This window comes from Bradyrhizobium retamae, assembly GCF_001440415.1.
GTDB lineage: Bacteria > Pseudomonadota > Alphaproteobacteria > Rhizobiales > Xanthobacteraceae > Bradyrhizobium > Bradyrhizobium retamae.
Genome location: NZ_LLYA01000158.1, coordinates 31740 through 47961, shown reverse-complemented (window position 1 = coordinate 47961; position 16222 = coordinate 31740). Strand labels below are relative to the sequence as shown.

17 protein-coding genes and 1 pseudogene are annotated in these 16222 nt (G+C 61.2%); 9 read left to right on the top strand and 9 right to left on the bottom strand.

Features of this window, described 5'->3' with window-relative positions:
- Nucleotides 1-31: 31 nt before the first annotated feature.
- The 3 genes and pseudogenes from CQ13_RS47175 to CQ13_RS45755 all read right to left on the bottom strand — a co-directional run.
- Nucleotides 32-409 (bottom strand): annotated as a pseudogene (locus CQ13_RS47175) (MmgE/PrpD family protein); the annotation flags it as partial.
- 79 nt (nt 410-488) lie between these two features.
- Nucleotides 489-917 (bottom strand): type 2 periplasmic-binding domain-containing protein, encoded by a 429-nt coding sequence (locus CQ13_RS45760; RefSeq protein WP_245309245.1) that lies wholly within the window; start codon nt 915-917, stop codon nt 489-491.
- Nucleotides 878-1465, bottom strand: a complete 588-nt coding sequence (locus CQ13_RS45755; RefSeq protein WP_245309239.1) for a type 2 periplasmic-binding domain-containing protein — start codon at nt 1463-1465, stop codon at nt 878-880. The genes CQ13_RS45760 and CQ13_RS45755 overlap by 40 nt, the downstream gene beginning before the upstream one ends.
- A 192-nt stretch (nt 1466-1657) precedes the next feature.
- On the opposite strand from CQ13_RS45755, the gene CQ13_RS19975 reads away from it, so the two are divergent.
- The 9 genes from CQ13_RS19975 (at nt 1658) to CQ13_RS19935 (ending at nt 10529) form a co-directional block, all read left to right on the top strand.
- Nucleotides 1658-2635: a Bug family tripartite tricarboxylate transporter substrate binding protein gene (locus tag CQ13_RS19975; protein WP_057844552.1), complete on the top strand. Its 978-nt coding sequence runs from the start codon at nt 1658-1660 to the stop codon at nt 2633-2635.
- Between the two features lie 28 nt (nt 2636-2663).
- Complete coding sequence (locus CQ13_RS19970) at nt 2664-3134, top strand: (2Fe-2S)-binding protein (RefSeq protein WP_057844591.1); 471 nt, start codon at nt 2664-2666, stop codon at nt 3132-3134.
- Nucleotides 3131-5272 carry a xanthine dehydrogenase family protein molybdopterin-binding subunit gene (locus tag CQ13_RS19965; protein ID WP_057844551.1) on the top strand — a complete coding sequence of 714 codons (2142 nt, stop codon included), beginning with the start codon at nt 3131-3133 and terminating at the stop codon, nt 5270-5272. Before CQ13_RS19970 ends, CQ13_RS19965 begins: the two co-directional genes overlap by 4 nt.
- Nucleotides 5269-5976, top strand: a complete 708-nt coding sequence (locus tag CQ13_RS19960) for a molybdate ABC transporter substrate-binding protein (protein WP_057844550.1) — start codon at nt 5269-5271, stop codon at nt 5974-5976. The genes CQ13_RS19965 and CQ13_RS19960 overlap by 4 nt, the downstream gene beginning before the upstream one ends.
- 125 nt (nt 5977-6101) lie before the next feature.
- Nucleotides 6102-6845 (top strand): GntR family transcriptional regulator, encoded by a 744-nt coding sequence (locus CQ13_RS19955; protein ID WP_057844549.1) that lies wholly within the window; start codon nt 6102-6104, stop codon nt 6843-6845.
- A gap of 47 nt (nt 6846-6892) precedes the next feature.
- Nucleotides 6893-7894 carry a TRAP transporter substrate-binding protein DctP gene (gene dctP / locus CQ13_RS19950; RefSeq protein WP_057844548.1) on the top strand — a complete coding sequence of 334 codons (1002 nt, stop codon included), beginning with the start codon at nt 6893-6895 and terminating at the stop codon, nt 7892-7894.
- A 99-nt stretch (nt 7895-7993) separates the two neighbouring features.
- Nucleotides 7994-8515, top strand: coding sequence for a TRAP transporter small permease (locus tag CQ13_RS19945; protein WP_057844547.1), 522 nt, complete (start codon nt 7994-7996; stop codon nt 8513-8515).
- Nucleotides 8516-8520: 5 nt separating this feature from the next.
- Entirely contained in the window at nt 8521-9810 is a 1290-nt protein-coding gene (locus tag CQ13_RS19940; RefSeq protein WP_057844546.1) for a TRAP transporter large permease, read from the top strand.
- A 32-nt stretch (nt 9811-9842) separates the two neighbouring features.
- Entirely contained in the window at nt 9843-10529 is a 687-nt protein-coding gene (locus CQ13_RS19935; RefSeq protein ID WP_057844545.1) for a cyclase family protein, read from the top strand.
- A 15-nt stretch (nt 10530-10544) separates the two neighbouring features.
- Here CQ13_RS19935 and CQ13_RS19930 read toward each other — a convergent pair whose 3' ends face one another.
- From CQ13_RS19930 to CQ13_RS19900, 6 genes are all read right to left on the bottom strand, one after another.
- The gene (locus tag CQ13_RS19930) at nt 10545-11279 is read right to left on the bottom strand and encodes a Crp/Fnr family transcriptional regulator (protein WP_057844544.1); all 735 of its coding nucleotides are present in this window, start codon (nt 11277-11279) and stop codon (nt 10545-10547) included.
- 321 nt (nt 11280-11600) lie between these two features.
- A complete protein-coding gene (locus CQ13_RS19920; protein WP_430649700.1) occupies nt 11601-12431 on the bottom strand; it encodes a phosphodiesterase in 831 nt (276 codons plus the stop codon).
- A 17-nt stretch (nt 12432-12448) separates the two neighbouring features.
- On the bottom strand, nt 12449-13510 hold the full coding sequence (locus CQ13_RS19915; RefSeq protein ID WP_057844541.1) for an ABC transporter ATP-binding protein: 1062 nt from the start codon (nt 13508-13510) through the stop codon (nt 12449-12451).
- Nucleotides 13507-14292, bottom strand: a complete 786-nt coding sequence (locus CQ13_RS19910; RefSeq protein WP_057844590.1) for an ABC transporter permease — start codon at nt 14290-14292, stop codon at nt 13507-13509. The genes CQ13_RS19915 and CQ13_RS19910 overlap by 4 nt, the downstream gene beginning before the upstream one ends.
- Before the next feature lie 4 nt (nt 14293-14296).
- On the bottom strand, nt 14297-15112 hold the full coding sequence (locus CQ13_RS19905) for an ABC transporter permease (RefSeq protein WP_057844540.1): 816 nt from the start codon (nt 15110-15112) through the stop codon (nt 14297-14299).
- A gap of 37 nt (nt 15113-15149) precedes the next feature.
- The gene (locus CQ13_RS19900; RefSeq protein WP_057844539.1) at nt 15150-16157 is read right to left on the bottom strand and encodes an ABC transporter substrate-binding protein; all 1008 of its coding nucleotides are present in this window, start codon (nt 16155-16157) and stop codon (nt 15150-15152) included.
- Between the last annotated feature and the right edge of the window lie 65 nt (nt 16158-16222).

Genomic DNA, 16222 nt, shown 5'->3' with positions numbered 1-16222 from the left:
CTTCGGTGTCGACCGCAATCCCGATCAGCGCCATGCGGCAATCCGGGTTGTGTCGCTCGCAGGCGGCAAGCACTGCCGGGACAATCACGGCGCCGGCATGCACCGGACCACCCTCAAAAGTGTCGTCGGAGTCCTCGCCATGCGTGGCGGTGCCGTTGACGAAGGCGGCGCCGGCCGCGCTCAGCGTGCGCTCGTGCCCGATCGCCGTGCAGGGACCATCATCGTCGCAACCGGCCAGCGCACTTCCGATGTAGTCCTCGTTGCGCGCGGTAACGCACAGGCCGACCACGTCGATCAGCAGGTCCTCGCATTTGCGGACGGTTTCAGCCGGTAACGCGCCGGACCTCAGTGCGGCGATCCTTTCGGCAAGCGTTTCGGCGACCGAAATCCTGGGCAGTCCGGAGGCCATCCCGGTCAAATGCGGAAGATCTTGGTGTAGCGCGCCTTGATGGCCTCGCTTTCCTTTTCTACTGCCGCGGCGTCGTCCTTCATGGTCTTGATGTCCTTGAGCGGCTTGCGCCCTGCCTTCTCGACGGTTTGAGAATGCACCCGACATCGATGATCAATTGCTGGGCCTCCCTGCTGAGACTGAACGACTGGAACAGTCTTGCCGCGTTGGGATTGGGTGCATCCTTGAAGACGCCGTTCGGCCCGATAATCAGCGGCGAGCCCTCCGTGGCATAAATCGGCTCGACCGGACGACCTGCCTCCCTCATCTGGAAGATGTTGTATTCATTGCCGTCGGCCATCACCGCGCGCTCGCCGAGATCGAGTTTTTTCGGCGGATCGGCCGACGACTGCACCTGCATGATGTTCTGCCTGGCGAGCTTCTCGAAAAAGCTCCAGCCGAGATCGCGCAGCATCTGGTAGGTCGCGGTCATGATGGTGCCGCTGTAGCCCGGGTGCGCCTTGACGATCTTGCCCTTCCATTTGGGATCGAGCAGATCGGCAAACTCTTCGGCGCGTCCCCCGCTTTCACCAGATTAATGTTGTAGGCAATGATGCTGAGCCAGATGCGGAAGCTCGCAAACTGACCGTCCGGATCCTTGTGCTCCGCCGGATAGAATTTTGCGACGTCTTCCGGCACGTAAGGCGCCAGAATGCCGTCACGCTTCCAGACGATGAAATGCGCGGCGTCGGATGAATTCACGATGTCGACGGCGTGGATGTTGCTGGAATATTCCTGGCCGATACGCTGGAACAAGCGCTCCGCGCCGGTGCGCTCGACACGCACCGCAATGCCCAGATATTTCGCCTCGAACGCCTTGGCCAGCTTCTCCGCGACCGGCAAGTCGGTCGAGGTGTAATAGATGACCTTGCCTTCCTTCTTCGCCGCCTCGATCAGCGCGGGCGTGACCGCTTCCGGCGGCGGCGCGGCTGCCATGACGCGCGTGGAAAATGCTGCGCCTGCGAGAACGGCGCCCGTGCCGGCTAGCAGTTTGCGCCGAGAAATCGAATTCCTCATTGGCGTTTCCATTTGCGTTCTTGTCAGGCCCATTCTGCGGGGCCTTCTCCCGGTGGCTTCGTGCTTGCTGGTCCGGTACCCGGACATTGCCCTTTATTCCGAAGGCGCGCAGCGACTCTTTCGTCGACAGCCCATTCGCGTTGCAGCTAGACTAGCGGCAAGCAACAAACACTGAATTCAGGGGACGGAGAGATGACGAGCCCAAGGATTGCATTGGCGCTGGCTGCAACTCTGCTCGCAATATCGTCCCCAAGCGCGCCAGCGCAATCGCAGGATTATCCGTCGCGGCCGGTGAAGGTGATCGTGCCCTTCGGCGCCGGAGGGCCGGCCGACGTCACCGCCCGGCAGATCGGCAGCATCCTGCAGGAAAGCTTTGGGCAGGCCTTCGTGATCGAGAACCGCACCGGCGCCGGCGGCGTGATCGGCACGCAGGACGTCGTCAAGTCGCCGCCGGATGGCTACACGCTGCTGATGATGTCGAACACCCAAACGGCGAATGAATCGCTGGTGCCGCAACGCAAATACGAACTGATGCGCGACCTCGCGCCGATCGCGCCGGTCAACTATTCCGACCTCGTCATCGTGGTTCACCCGTCCGTGCAGGCGAAGACACTGCAGGAATTCATCGCGCTCGCCAAATCGCAGCCCGGTAAACTGAACTACGCTTCGTCCGGCCAGGGCACGCCATACCACATGGCAGGCGAGCTGATTAAAGCCATGGCCGGCATTGACCTCGTGCACGTGCCTTATCGTAACAGCGGCGAGGCGCGCAGCGGCGTGATCGGCGGCCAGGTTCAGATGATGATCGACGCGGTCCCGGCGATGGCCCCGAACGTCGCGGAAAACCAAGTGCGTGCACTGGCGACGACCGGCAAGACGCGTTCGACCGTTCTGCCCAACGCGCCGACGGTGATCGAGGCCGGCATTCCTAGCTACGAGGCCACGATCTGGCTCGGCTTGATGGCGCCGACGGGTACGCCAAAGCCGATCATCGACAAACTCAATGCGGCCGTGAACGACATTGTGAAGCGACCTGACATCATAAAACTATGGATGCAGCAGGGCGTCGTCCCTATGTCAATGACTGCAGCCGAATTCGACAAATTCCTCCGCGGCGATATCGTGAAATGGGCGGAGGTGGTCAAGAAGTTCGACAAGCCGCCGCAATAAGATGCCACCAGAGAAGGCCTGCCCTTCGATGCCAAGCGTTCGTTTTCGCCTCAACGGTGTCGAGCTGGAAATTGACGCCGATCCCGACCGCTCACTGCTGGATATCCTGCGCGGGCATCTCGGTATGACCGGACCGCATTTCGGCTGCGGCGCCGGCGAATGCGGCGCCTGCAACGTCATCGTCGGCGATCGCGCGATATCGGCCTGCGATACGCCGCTCTGGTCGGTGGCGGACAAGGATGTCACGACGATCGAAGGGCTGGGAACGAGCGAGCGGCCACATCCGCTGCAGCGTGCCTTCATCGCTGAGCAGGCGCTGCAATGCGGCTATTGCGTTTCCGGCATCCTGATAAGCGCGGCGGCGCTGCTAAAGCGGAATCCGTCGCCGACCAGCCGGGAGGTAAAGGAAGCACTCGACCGAAATCTCTGCCGCTGCGGCTCGCATAATCGCATGGTACGGGCGGTGCTGCGCGCGGCCGAAGAAATGGCGGCAGGATGAACCAGCCAGCGCCCGCTCCCTCCGCGCCCACCTTGCCGGCAAGCCTTGCGGCGAACCCGAAATTATCGTCGTGGCTGAAGTTGCCGAGCAGCGGAAAGGTGACGGTCTCGCCGGGCAAGGTTGAGATCGGACAAGGCATCGTGACAGCGCTGGCGCAGATCGCCGCCGACGAACTCGATATCGATCTATCTCGCGTGCAGATGATCCGGGCGTCGACCGCCGTCAGCCCCAACGAGGGCGTCACATCGGGGAGCCTTTCCATCCAGCAATCGGGCCGTGCGCTGCGGCATGCCTGCGCCGAGGTTCGCCAAATCTTTCTTCGGCAGGCAGCCGAACGGTTCGGCGTCGGCATCGACGCCCTCCATATCGAGGATGGTATCATTTCGGGCCCCGGCAATGTGAGGACCAGTTATTGGGAACTTGCCGACGAGGTCTCGCTCGATCGCGACGCCACACCCGGCGTAACGCCCAAGATCGCAACGAGCCGGACGCTGGCCGGGCATTCGGTCCAACGGATCGACATTCCGGACAAGGTTCTTGGCCGGCCGCGGTTCATCCACGACCGTGCGTTGGCCGGAATGCTGCACGGACGCGTGCTGCGTCCGCAGCATGCGCGAGCAAAACTCAGGGAGTTGAACGAGGATGGCGCCCGTGCGGTGGCCGGTCTCGTTGCCATTGTGCGCGACGGCAGCTTTGCAGGCGTCGTCAGCGAGACCGAGCATGGCGCGGAGGCAGCCCTCAATGCGTTGCGCAAGGGCGCAACCTGGTCCGATGGCGAGCTGCTGCCAGACGAAAACGATCTCGCAAGCTTCCTCAAGGCGCAACCGTCCGAGTCCACCGTCATCGGCAAGAAAACTGCAGCATCACCCGGCACGGTGGCCCGGACCATCCGGCGGCAATATACCCGCCCCTATATTGCGCACGCATCGATCGCACCGTCCTGTGCGATCGCGCAGTGGGACGGCGATCGCGTTCATGTCTGGACGCACAGCCAGGGCGTCTATCTCCTGAGTGCCGATCTGGCGCTGGTTCTCAACCTCCCGGTCGAGAATATCACCGTTGAGCATCTGGAAGGCGCGGGCTGCTACGGCCACAACGCCGCCGACGACGTCGCGCTCGATGCCGTACTGCTCGCCAAATCCGCCGGCGGCCGGCCGGTCCGGGTCCAATGGTCGCGCCAGGGCGAAATGTCGGATGCGCCGTTTGGCGCAGCGATGGCGATCGAGATCGAGGCCGATCTTGATGCGCAGGGTGAAATTATCGACTGGCGACATTCCATCTGGAGCAACGGGCATGCGGCGCGGCCGGGGCGCGCGGCTCAGCCCGCCTTGCTGGCGGCGTTCGAACTGGAGAACCCGTTTCCACGCATGGTCTCGACCAATCCGCCGCAGGTCAACGGCGGGGGTGGCGATCGCAATTCGGTCCCGCTCTACGATTTTCCATCCTGGCACATCGAAAGCCACCGCCTGACAACCATGCCGATACGCACCTCCGCGCTCCGGACGCTCGGTGGACAGGGCAATGTGTTTGCGATTGAATCCATCCTCGATGAAATCGCAGCCGAGTGCGGCGAAGACCCGGTCGCATTCCGGCTGCGCCACTTGCGGGATGAGCGGGCCAAGGACGTCATCCGCGCCGCGGCCGCGCGCGCGGGGTGGAAGCCCGAGAAGCAGCCCGGCATTGGGCACGGCATAGGCTTTGGCCGCTACAAAAACACCGGCGCCTATTGCGCTGCGATCGCCGAGATCGAGGGCGCCGAGTGGATCAGCGTCAGGAAGCTGACGCTGGCAATCGATGTCGGCGAAGCGATCAATCCGGATGGCGTCATCAACCAGATCGAAGGCGGCGCCATTCAAGCCACGAGCTGGGTGTTGAAAGAGCGCGTGCGCTTTGACGGAGAACGCATCACCAGCACGAGCTGGACGGAATATCCGATCCTGCGCTTCAGCGAAGTACCCGATGTCGAGGTAGAGGTCATTCAGCGGCCTGACATGGATCCGGTCGGTGCCGGCGAGGCCGCCCACGGCCCGGTTACAGCGGCCATTGCCAACGCCGTCTTCGACGCACTCGGCGTGCGGGTGCGCGATTTGCCCATCACGCGTGACAGGATTATCGCCGCGATGGACTTAAGCTCATGAGCAGCCTGAGCCTCCTGAGCGGCGGCGCGGCACAGGGCCTGGTCGGAAGCCTGGCGCCAACCTTCAAGGCTAACACCGGATTCGATATCGCGGGCGAGTTCGGCGCGGTCGGCGTCATGGCCGACAAATTGCGCAAGGGCACACCGGCTGACATCGTCATCCTGACCGCAGCACTCCTCGCCAAACTGGCGCATGAAAAGCTGGTTGTTGTCACGTTGATAGCCGATGTCGGTCTGGTCGAAACCGCGCTCGCCGTTCGCGCCGGCGATTCCCCGGCCGTAGCCAAGGATGCCGCAGGCTTGCGCGAGGTTTTCCTCGCCTCCGATGCGATCTTCGTACCGGATACCAAAGCCTCGACGGCCGGAATTCATGTTGCAAATGTCCTTCGGCAGCTCGACATCGCCGATCAGCTCGCCGCCCGACTCAGGATTTTCCCGAATGGGGCGACGGCGATGCGCGAACTGGCGGCGTCCAAGGCACGGCGCCCGATCGGATGCACGCAATCGACCGAGATCATCAGCACCGAAGGCGTAACCTTGTCCGGTTCGCTGCCGGCAGGTTGCGAACTTGCAACGATGTACACGGCAGGCATCACCACAGCCGCCACCCACCCGCAACAGTCCCAGCACCTGATCGACTTGTTGATCGGCAACGGACAACGTGAACTGCGGAAGCGCGCGGGCTTCATCAGCGGGCCCAACTAGGCCGCCACTGCTCTGACCTCCAGATAAGCCTCAGAGGATCACACCCAACGCGAAATAGATGCGCGGCACCATTTTTGGTTGTCGAAGCCAATTCATATACTAATATATCAATCGAGAAAGTAGCCATGCCCGCCCGTGCGTCGAAAAAGACTGATCGAAAGGTTCGCCGAATTGCTGCCGGCACGCGCCGCAGCGGCAGACCGCGCGCGGCGACGGCAGCATCCAGGATCTATTCCGATCTTCGAGGCGAACTGGTGTCGCTGCAGCGGCGGCCCGGCGAAGCGGTCTCGGAGGCGCAGATCGCGCTCTCCTACGGGGTGAGCCGCACGCCCGTTCGCGAAGCGATCCTCAAATTATCGGATGAAGGCCTGCTGGAGATCTATCCCCAGTCCGGCATCTTCGTTTCGCGCATTCCGGTCGCAGCACTCCCCGAGGCCATCATCATCCGCAAGGCGCTGGAGGAGACGACCGCCAGGCTCGCGGCGGAACGTGCGACGTCGAGCCAGAAACTGGCGCTGCGGTCGATCCTGGAGCGCCAGCGCGAGGCCAGCGCGGCCGGAGACAGCGAGACGTTTCATCGGGCCGATGAAACGTTTCATGCTACAGTCGCCGATGTCGCCGGCTATCCCGGAATCTGGAAGTATATCCAGCAGGTGAAGGTTCACGTCGATCGCTATCGTCGGCTAACCCTGCCCCAGCGCGGGAGGATCGCAACGGTCATCGTCGAACACGAGGCCATCCTGACCGCGATCGAGGCGCATGACGCGGAGGGCGCAAGGCGGGCAATGGAAATTCACCTCGAAAGCCTTCTCGAGAACATCTCGGCTACTCAACATATCAATCCGGAGTACTTCGACGAGCGACCTTAGAGTCCGAAAAGTCCATAAAACGATAAACAAACATCAGGAGGAACAACATGAAACGACGCGACTTCATCAAGTTGAGCGCAGGTCTCGGGGCTACCATGGCGACCGCGACGCCGCTTTCATCGGCATTTGCGCAAACGAAAATGGTGCTGAAAGCATCGGACGTTCACCCGCTGGGCTATCCGACTGTCGAAGCCGTGGTCCGGATGGGGAAGAAGCTGGAAGCAGCCACCAATGGCCGACTGACAATCCAGATGTTCCCGTCGATGCAGCTCGGTGGCGAAAAGGAAATGATCGAGCAGGCCCAACTCGGCGCGCTGCAGTTCGCCCGTATTTCGGTCGGCGCCGTCGGCCCTGTCGTGGACGACGTCAACGTCTTTAACATGCCGTTCGTCTTCCGTAACTCCAAGCACATGGAGAAAGTGATCGACGGCGAGATCGGCGACGAACTGCTGGCGAAGATTTCCGCGAACGAAAAGACCGGCCTGATCGCGCTGTGCTGGATGAATGCCGGCTCGCGCAACGTCTATAACAACAAGCGGCCGATCCGGAACATGGCCGACCTCAAGGGCCTCAAGGTCCGCATGATGGGCAATCCGCTGTTCGTCGACACCATGAATGCGCTGGGCGGCAACGGCGTCGCGCTGGGCTTCGATCAGGTTTTCAGCTCGATGCAGACAGGCGTGGTAGACGGCGCGGAGAACAATCCGCCATCGTTCATAGCGCAGAACCATTATCAGGTGGCCAAGTACTTCACGATGACCGAGCACCTGATCATTCCGGAGCTACTGGTGTTCTCGCGCATCTCCTGGCAGAAGCTTTCGCCCGAAGATCAGGCGCTGATCAAGAAACTTGCGAAGGAAGCGCAGCAAGAGCAGCGCGTGCTCTGGTATGAAGCGGAGAATGCCGCCATCGAAAAAATGAAAGCGGCCGGCACCGAGATCATCACCGATATCGACAAGAAACCGTTCCAGGATGCGGTCAAGCCGGTCTGGGACAAGTACGGCGCGAAGTACGCCGCGATGGTCAAGCGTATCGAAGCGGTCCAATAGGTACGGCTCGCGAGCGGCGGGTGGCCGGGCGACGTCCGTTCCGGCCACTCCTCCGAGCTACAGAGGCGATTTGAAGCGCCGCTACTCTCCGAGGTCAAAATGTCCAATTCTGCGGCCGGAATTTTCCGACGTGTGAACGATACGGTTTACTGGACCGGCGCCGTGATCGCGTGCGTGGCGCTCGTGCTGGTCTCGGCTGTCATCCCCTGGGCCGTCTACACCCGATATATCCTCAACAGCGCCTCGTCATGGCCCGAGCCGATGGCCGTGCTGCTCACCGTCGGCATCACCTTCATCGGCTCGGCGAACTGCTACCGCCAGCGCATCCACATGAACATGACGGTTGGTACCAACCTGCTTCCGCCACTGCTGCGCCGCGCCTCACTTTTCCTCAGCGAAATATTGATGGGCGTGATTGCAATCTTCATGGTCATTTGGGGACTGCGGCTGGTCCGGACCACCTGGGATAATTCGGTGGATGAGTTTCCATGGCTCTCGGTCGGGATCACCTATCTTCCGATCGTGGTCAGCGGCGCCATGATGCTCCTGTTCGTCATCGAACGCCTGACAATTGGCCCGCCGCCGCGCGACGGCGCTGACGCCCACGTACCAGCCGAGTAATTGCCATGGATATCGCGGTTCTGCTTCTCAGCATGTGCTTGTTCTTCGCGATCGGCATGCCGATCGCCTACGCGCTGGCACTATCTTCGCTCGTCGGTGCGCTCTGGATCGATTTGCCGATCGGCGCAGTCATGCAGCAATTTGCCAGCGGCGTCGGAAAGGTCTCGATGCTGACCATCCCCTTCTTCGTGCTGGCGGGCGCCATCATGGCCGAGGGCGGCATGGCCAAGCGGTTGGTCGACTTTGCAGCCGTGCTCGTCGGATTCACCCGAATTCGGGGCGGCCTCTCGCAGGTCAATATCCTTGCGACCACGATCATGAGCGGCATCTCCGGATCGTCGGTCGCCGACACCTCCGCGATCGGCTCGGTGATGATTCCCCAGATGGCCGACAAAGGTTATCCGCGAGTCTTCGCAACCAACGTGACCATCAGCGCCTCGCTGCAAGCCATTATCGTCCCGCCGAGCCACAATTCGGTGATTTATTCGCTGGCGACCGGCGGCGTGGTGTCGATCACCAGCCTGTTCCTGGCCGGCGTGCTCCCTGGCCTACTGCTCGGCTTCTCACTGATGGTGCTCTGTCTGTTTTACGCTTATCGCGACAAACACCCGAAGGGTGAGCCCGTACCGATCCGCCAAGCCGCCAAGATGCTCGGCGACGCCATGTGGGGGATCATAACGTTGGCCATCGTGCTGGGCGGCATCCTCACCGGCGTCTTCACACCGATAGAGGCAGGCGCGGTTGCCTGCGTCTGGGCGTTCTTCGTCACGATGTTCATCTACCGCGACTACAAATGGTCCGAGCTGCCGCTATTGGTCTACAAGACGCTGCAAACCGTCGCCATGGTGCTGACGCTGGTCGCAACCGCCTCATGCTTCGGCTATGTCGCCGCGCTGATGCAGATGCCGGCCAAGATGACCGAATTCTTCGTCGCCATATCGAGCAACAAATACGTGCTGCTGATGTGGTTGAACATCATGCTGCTGGTTCTGGGGACGGCACTCGATCTCGCGCCTCTGCTGCTGATCTGCACCCCGATTCTGCTGCCAGTCGTGAAAAGCTTCGGCATCGATCCCGTGCATTTCGGAATCGTCATGCTGCTCAATCTCGGCATCGGTCTGCTGACCCCGCCGGTAGGGACGACGCTGTTCGTCGGGTGCGCCATCGGCAAGGTTTCGGTCGACGAGGTGATGCGCGGCATCTGGCCGTTCTACTACGTGATGTTTACGGTACTGATGATCGTAACCTATATTCCCTGGCTGTCGCTGGCGCTGCCGAGGGCATTCGGGTTCTAGAACAGGCGCAGTTCGCGTCACGGAGACTCCGCGTGAAGATCGTCGACCTCAGCCGAGAGCTCTATCACCGCACGCCGAGCTATCCCGGCCATCCTCCCGTCATTCATGGCGTCTGGAAAACCCACGAAGAATCCTTCGTCGAATCGGGCAAAGTGCACGGGCTAGCTTCGATGTTCATCTCCATGGTGGACCACGCCGGCACCCACATCGACGCGCCCCGACATTTCGGCAAGAGCGGCGTGTCAATCGATGAGTATCCGCTGGAAAAGTGTATCGTGCCGGGTATCTGCGTCGACCTGCGCCACATTGCACCGCGCGCCGAAATTACGCCTGCCGATCTCGAAGCGGCGGTGGCGAAGGCCGGCTTGCCGGTGCCGAGGGGTGGCACCGTCCTGCTCTGCACCGGTCACCACGAACGGACATTCCCCCGCAAGGAATATTCGACTGACAATTCCGGCGTGAACGTGGCCGCCACCGAATGGCTGGCGCAGCAGGGCGTCGTGCATTTCGGCATCGATTCGATGCGGCCGGGGCCGGAAGGCAAGATCAATGCCCTCGTCCACAAGGCCTGCCTCGACCTCGACATCACCCACATCGAGAGCCTGTGCAATCTCGAAGCGCTGTTGGGGCGCGGCCAGTTCACGTTTATCGGCCTGCCGATGAAGTGGCGCGGCGGGACGGCGTCGCCGATCCGCGCGGTTGCGGTGTTCGACCTGTGAAGGAAACCGAGAGGCCTATTCGCCTTCGCTTCCGGATCCCGCTTCGGCCAGATCACGGAGCGCCTCTGCATTCAGGACAACGATGGCGCCGTGCTCAAGGCGCACCCAATCGCGGGTTGCCCAGGCGCGCAACTGCTTGTTGATGCTCTCCCGGGTCATGCCAACCATCTCGCTGATCTCCTGCTGGGTGATCGCGATCGTTCGACCCTGCTGTGCAGGTTTGTGTTTTTCGGACAGGCGCAGCAACGCGCTCGCCAGCCGCGCGGGCAAATTCTGCAAGATAATCTGCTCGACCTGATCGCTGGTCCACCGCAACCGGCCGCAGAGCAATTCGATGAACTTCATCGCCAGCCCCGGCTGCTCCTTCACGAAGGGGATGAACTCCCGCCTATCGATGACGAATAGCTCGCAATTGGAGTTTGCGATGGCGTCGGCCGAGCGAGCCCCGCCGTCGAGCAGTGCGATTTCGCCGAAAATTTCTCCAGGCTCGATGATGTTCAGGATCGCGCTGCGGCCATCGGGCGAGGAAATACTCATCTTCACCGTACCCGAAATCACCGCGTACAGGCTGTTGCCGGGGTCCCCCTTCGAGAACAGCGTGGCTCCCCGCTTCAACGTGGAATGTTTGGCATAGCGGCAGAGTTGCTCGAACGCCGTGGGCTCGAGGTCGGCAAAAAACGGGTGCTTGCGCAGCACCGACAGTTTGCCGTTCGAAAATTCGTGAGCTTCACCCGTCCTTCGTTGAGGCACGACAGTCGAACTCCAGGGAACACGGGATTGCAGCCCTTCCGTAATCAACGTGGGCCGGCTTTTCAACCGGAAAGCGTCAAAACGCGTCGATTTGGCGGCCGGAAGGCGAAAATGGTGCCCAGCGTTACCGCTCCAATAACCGTGGAACTTGCTACAAGATAGTACAGGAAGTCTAGCCGAGGCGCGTGCTGCTGCAGCATCCATCCGCCGGCCCAATACAATATGAGCGGCAGAAATCTTAGGATTTCGGCCGCCATTTTGGGAAAGATTGCGCCCTATGTTCGGCTTATGCAATCGATCCGGCCGGGGAATGCCGCACAGCTACAGCAGCTTCCCATCTGGCCCAAAAAACGGGTGTGGGCCGTCGAACGTGCCTATCGGGACTTGATGGGTAACGACCGTGCCGAACCCCTCACCCGGAAACCAGCTATGGAGATGGAAGGCCGGCGGCTCCACCTTGAACGTAGGCTCGCGCAGTTCGGCCAGATCGAGATCGACGGCATGGTTGGGGGCGGGACAGATCGTGGTCGGCACGCCCGCAAACGTGGTCAGTGCCGCGCGGTGCACATGTCCAGTTGCGATCAATTGCACGCGGGGATGACGACGCACGATAGGCGCGAGTTCGCTTGCATTGAGGAGATTCTGACGGTCCATGTGCCAAATGCCAGCCTTGAACGGCGGATGGTGCATAAACAGCAGCGCCGGCCGGTCGAGCGACGAAGCCAGCGTCCCATCAAGCCAGTGCAACGTAGACCCATCGAGTTCGCCATGCGGCTTCCGATGTACGCTTGAATCCAGCAACAGCAGATCGAGCCCGGCAACCTCGATCCTCTGATTGAGCGGCCCTGATACGAAGGCATAGGACGCGGAAGGGAACGCGGCACGCATCAATTCGCGCGAGTCGTGATTGCCGGGAATGCCGGCGAACGGAAGCTTGAGCGGCGCCAGCAGCCGATTGAGATATTGATACTCCTCGGCCGTCGGCGTGTCCGCCAGATCGCCGGAGACCACTACAAAATCGGGCGCAGGCCTGAATTCGTTCAGGGCGGCAACGCAACGTTCGAGCGCCTTTGCAGTATCCACCTTGCCATAGGCAAGTGCTCCCGGCGGCTTGATGTGCAGATCAGAAATCTGGGCAATATGGACCGACATTGGCGATATCGACTTTCTCAGCTTCCGGGCGGCAACAGACGGACGGCGCCCGGCGAAATCGATAATCCGATCCGTTCGCCGGACTTGGCCCGGACCGTATTCGGCGCATCGACGGTGAGCGACCTGTTGGACACGCCGCTGACCACCAGCCGTTGCCTGTCACCAATGAAGCTGACGCTGTCGATTATACCTGAAAGCGGCGCGCTTTCGGCTGCCATCACGCGTATGGTCTCGGGGCGAATCATCGCCACTGCGGCCGGTATATTTGCATCGCCGTCAATCGGCTGACATCCGCCCGGCAATACCAAGTGACCATTCTCGATGGCCGCCTCGACGATATTCGCCGCGCCGATGAATTCGGCGACAAAGCGACTGTTCGGCGTGAAGTAGATCTCGCGCGGCGTGCCGATCTGGACAATCTTCCCCTTCTGCATGACCACGACACGGTCGCCGAGCTCCATGGCCTCGGACTGATCATGCGTCACGTAGATCGTGGTGATGCCGAGCGCGCGCAGCAGGCGGTTCAGCTCGCCGCGCAGCCGGTCACGCAGGGCGGCATCGAGCGCCGTCAGCGGTTCGTCGAGCAACAGGAGGCCCGGCCGGATCGCTACCGCGCGCGCCAGCGCCACCCGCTGCCGCTGGCCGCCTGAAAGCTGGTCGATCCGGCGGTTCTCCAGCCCGGAGATATTGGTCAGCGCCACCAGTTCGGCAATGCGAGCCGCCCGCTCCTTTTTCGATACGCCGCGGATCTTCAATCCATAACCGATGTTATCGGATACGCTCATATTGGGGAAAAGCGCATAGGACTGAAATACCATGCCGACGTTGCGCCGCTCGATCGGCACCGCCGTCATGTCTTTGCCGTCGAACAGTACTCTGCCGCCAGCATCGGGCAGTTCGAGGCCAGCGATAATGCGCAGCATGGTGGTCTTGCCGCAACCGGAGGGACCGAGCAGCACCAGCGTTTCACCACGGGCGATCTCGAGCGTTGCAGGCTCAAGCGCGCGCGTTCCGTCGGCGAAGGTCTTGCCGCAGGCCTCGATGCGCACCGAGGCGCCGTGTCCGGCCTGCGCACTCATCTCTTCTGTTCCTTCTCGGCAAACAATTGCATGGCGACCAGCAGCGGAATGATCATCACGAAGAAGATCAGCGTATAGGCCGAGGCCACCTCCAGCCGCATCGAGGCATAGCTGTCGGCGAGCCCGATCGGCAATGTCTTGGTCAATGGCGTGTGCAGCATCCAGGTCAGGTTGAATTCACCGAGTGACAGTGTCACCACCATCAGGCTGCCCGCTAATATACCGGGCAGAGCATTGGGGACGATCACGTCGCGAAAGCGCCGCCACGGCGATGCGCCGAGCGATGCCGCACCCTCATCCAGCGTTTTGATGTCGACGGTCGCGAACACAGCCATCACGGATCGCACCATGAAGGGCATCGTGAAGATGACATGGCCTGCGAGAATGAACAGCCAGGAGCGGCGAAAGTCGCCGAAACCTCCATAGGTCAAGAGCAGTGCCAGTGCGATGGCCAGGCCAGGGATCGCCAACGGCAGGGTGATGATCTCCTCGACGATCCGCGACAGGCGCCCTCCCCGCACATGCAAGGCATAGGCGCCTGGAACGCCGGCGACGAGCGTCACTGCAAGAGTTGCAAATGCAACCACGAATGAAAGCAGGATGGTGCCCGCATAAAGCTCCCATACCTGCACAACCCATTGCAAGGTTACGCCGGATTGGATGCCGCGGAAGTAGTTCACGGTGACGCCGGCGGAGATCGACAGAATCGCGGGCACCACGAGGAATCCGGCTACCAGCAGGGTGAAGATGAACTGGCCGATGAAGATCAGGCGATCACGCATGGTCTCATCCAGCCGCCGCAACGGCACTTCCGCTGAAGGAGCGGGCGAGCGCAAGAATAAGCCAGGTAATGATGCCGAGCCCGACCGATAGCGCGGCCGAGATCGAGAAATTCGCAGCCAGCGTGAATTCGGTATAGATCAGCATCGGCAGCACATCGATGTTCGTCGCCAGCGTAAACGCCGTTCCGAACGCTCCCATCGCGGTCGCAAACGCAATTGCGCCGGAGGCGACGAAGGCCGGCGCCAGGGCCGGCAGGACGACATCACGCTGCACTGCCCAAGGGCTCGCGCCAAGCGAGCGCGCGGCTTCTTCCAGGCCTGTGTCAAGCTTCTGCACCGCGGCCATGATGGTGAGGATAACGCGCGGGATGGAGAAATACAGATATCCAAGAAACAACCCGTAGATCGAATAGGCAAAGACAAGCTTCTCGCCAAGCACGCGGTTCGAGAAATCGCCGATCAAGCCTTGTCGACCGGCGAGAAGAATGATCATGAAGCCGACCACCACGCCAGGAAACGCCAGAGGAAAGGTCAGCATCGCAATCAGAATGGCGCGGCCGGGGAAACGATGCCGCTGCAGGAACATCCCGGTGACCGTCGCCACGATCAGGGTCACAATGGTGGTCGCGGTGGCTAGCAAGACCGTATTGAGGAGTGTCGCACGGTAACGCGGCTCGGTCAGGATCGCGAGATACCCCGCGAGCCCCTGCGGTCCCGCTGCTCCCGTTACAACAAGCCGCGCCATCGGCAACAGGAAAAATGCCGCCGTCACTACCGCAAGCGGCAGCAGGCATAACCAGACAAAAGACCTATGCGACATCAGAAAACGGTGCCCCGGCGAGAGGCGCCATATTGCCTCAGCGAACCTCGGCGAGATAGCGATCAACAAAGCCTTTTTGCACGTTTTCCATCTGGCCCCAGTCGACGTTCTTCGCACGCGCATATTCGCTGTCAGGCAGGAATTTCTTTTTCACCGCCTCGGGTAGATCGATCGGCCGCGCCGGCCGAAGGTAGGCGTTGGTCCAGATCGCCTGTCCCTTGTCCGACAAAAGGTAGTTCAGCACCTTCTTGGCCTTGTCCTTGTTGGGCGCGTTCTTGACGAGGCCGGCGACGTAAGGAAACACCACCGATCCCTCGCAGGGGATTACGAATTCAAAGCTGCCCTTCTCTGAGTATTTCGCGCGATAGGCGTTGAAATCATAATCGAACAGGATCGGCATCTCTCCGGAGACGACGCGGGCGTAGGAAGTCTGCTTCGGGACAATCGGGTCGTTCTTCCGCAGGTCCTTGAAGAAGTTAATCGCGGGATCGAAGTTCGCCTCAGAGCCGCCGAGCGCCAGATTGATCGCGACCGCGCCGACATACCCGACGGCGGCCGATGACGGATCGAGATAACCGACCATCCCTTTATAGTCGGGCTTCAGGAGATCCTTCCAGCAGGCCGGCACCGGCTTGCCGCCAAGCGCGTCCTTGTTCACGAACAGGCCAAGCGTGCCGGAATGAATCGTGGTCCAGTAACCGTCGGCATCCTTCAGGCCGGCGGGGACCTGGTCCCATTTCGCCGGCTTGTAAGGCTCAAGCGCATCCTGCGTCTTGGCCTTCATACCAAAGGTGACACCAAAATAGCCGATATCACCCACCGGGTTGTTTTTCTCGGCAAGTATCTGAGCAAGCGCTTGGCCGGAATTCTTGTTGTCATGCGGGATATCGAAGTTGAGGTCGGCTTTGAGGGCCTTGAGCATGGAAGCCCAGTCCGCCCATTCCGGCGGGCAATTGTAGCAGATGACGTCGGCCGCTTTGGCGGATTGCCAAGGCGCGACTAGCAACAGCGCCAGCAAGGCAACAACAAAACGGGCGGTCTTCATGGGGCACTCCGGGTTAGGACAGCAATCGACGATCTCGTCACCAATCGGTGTGACGTATAGGCCGC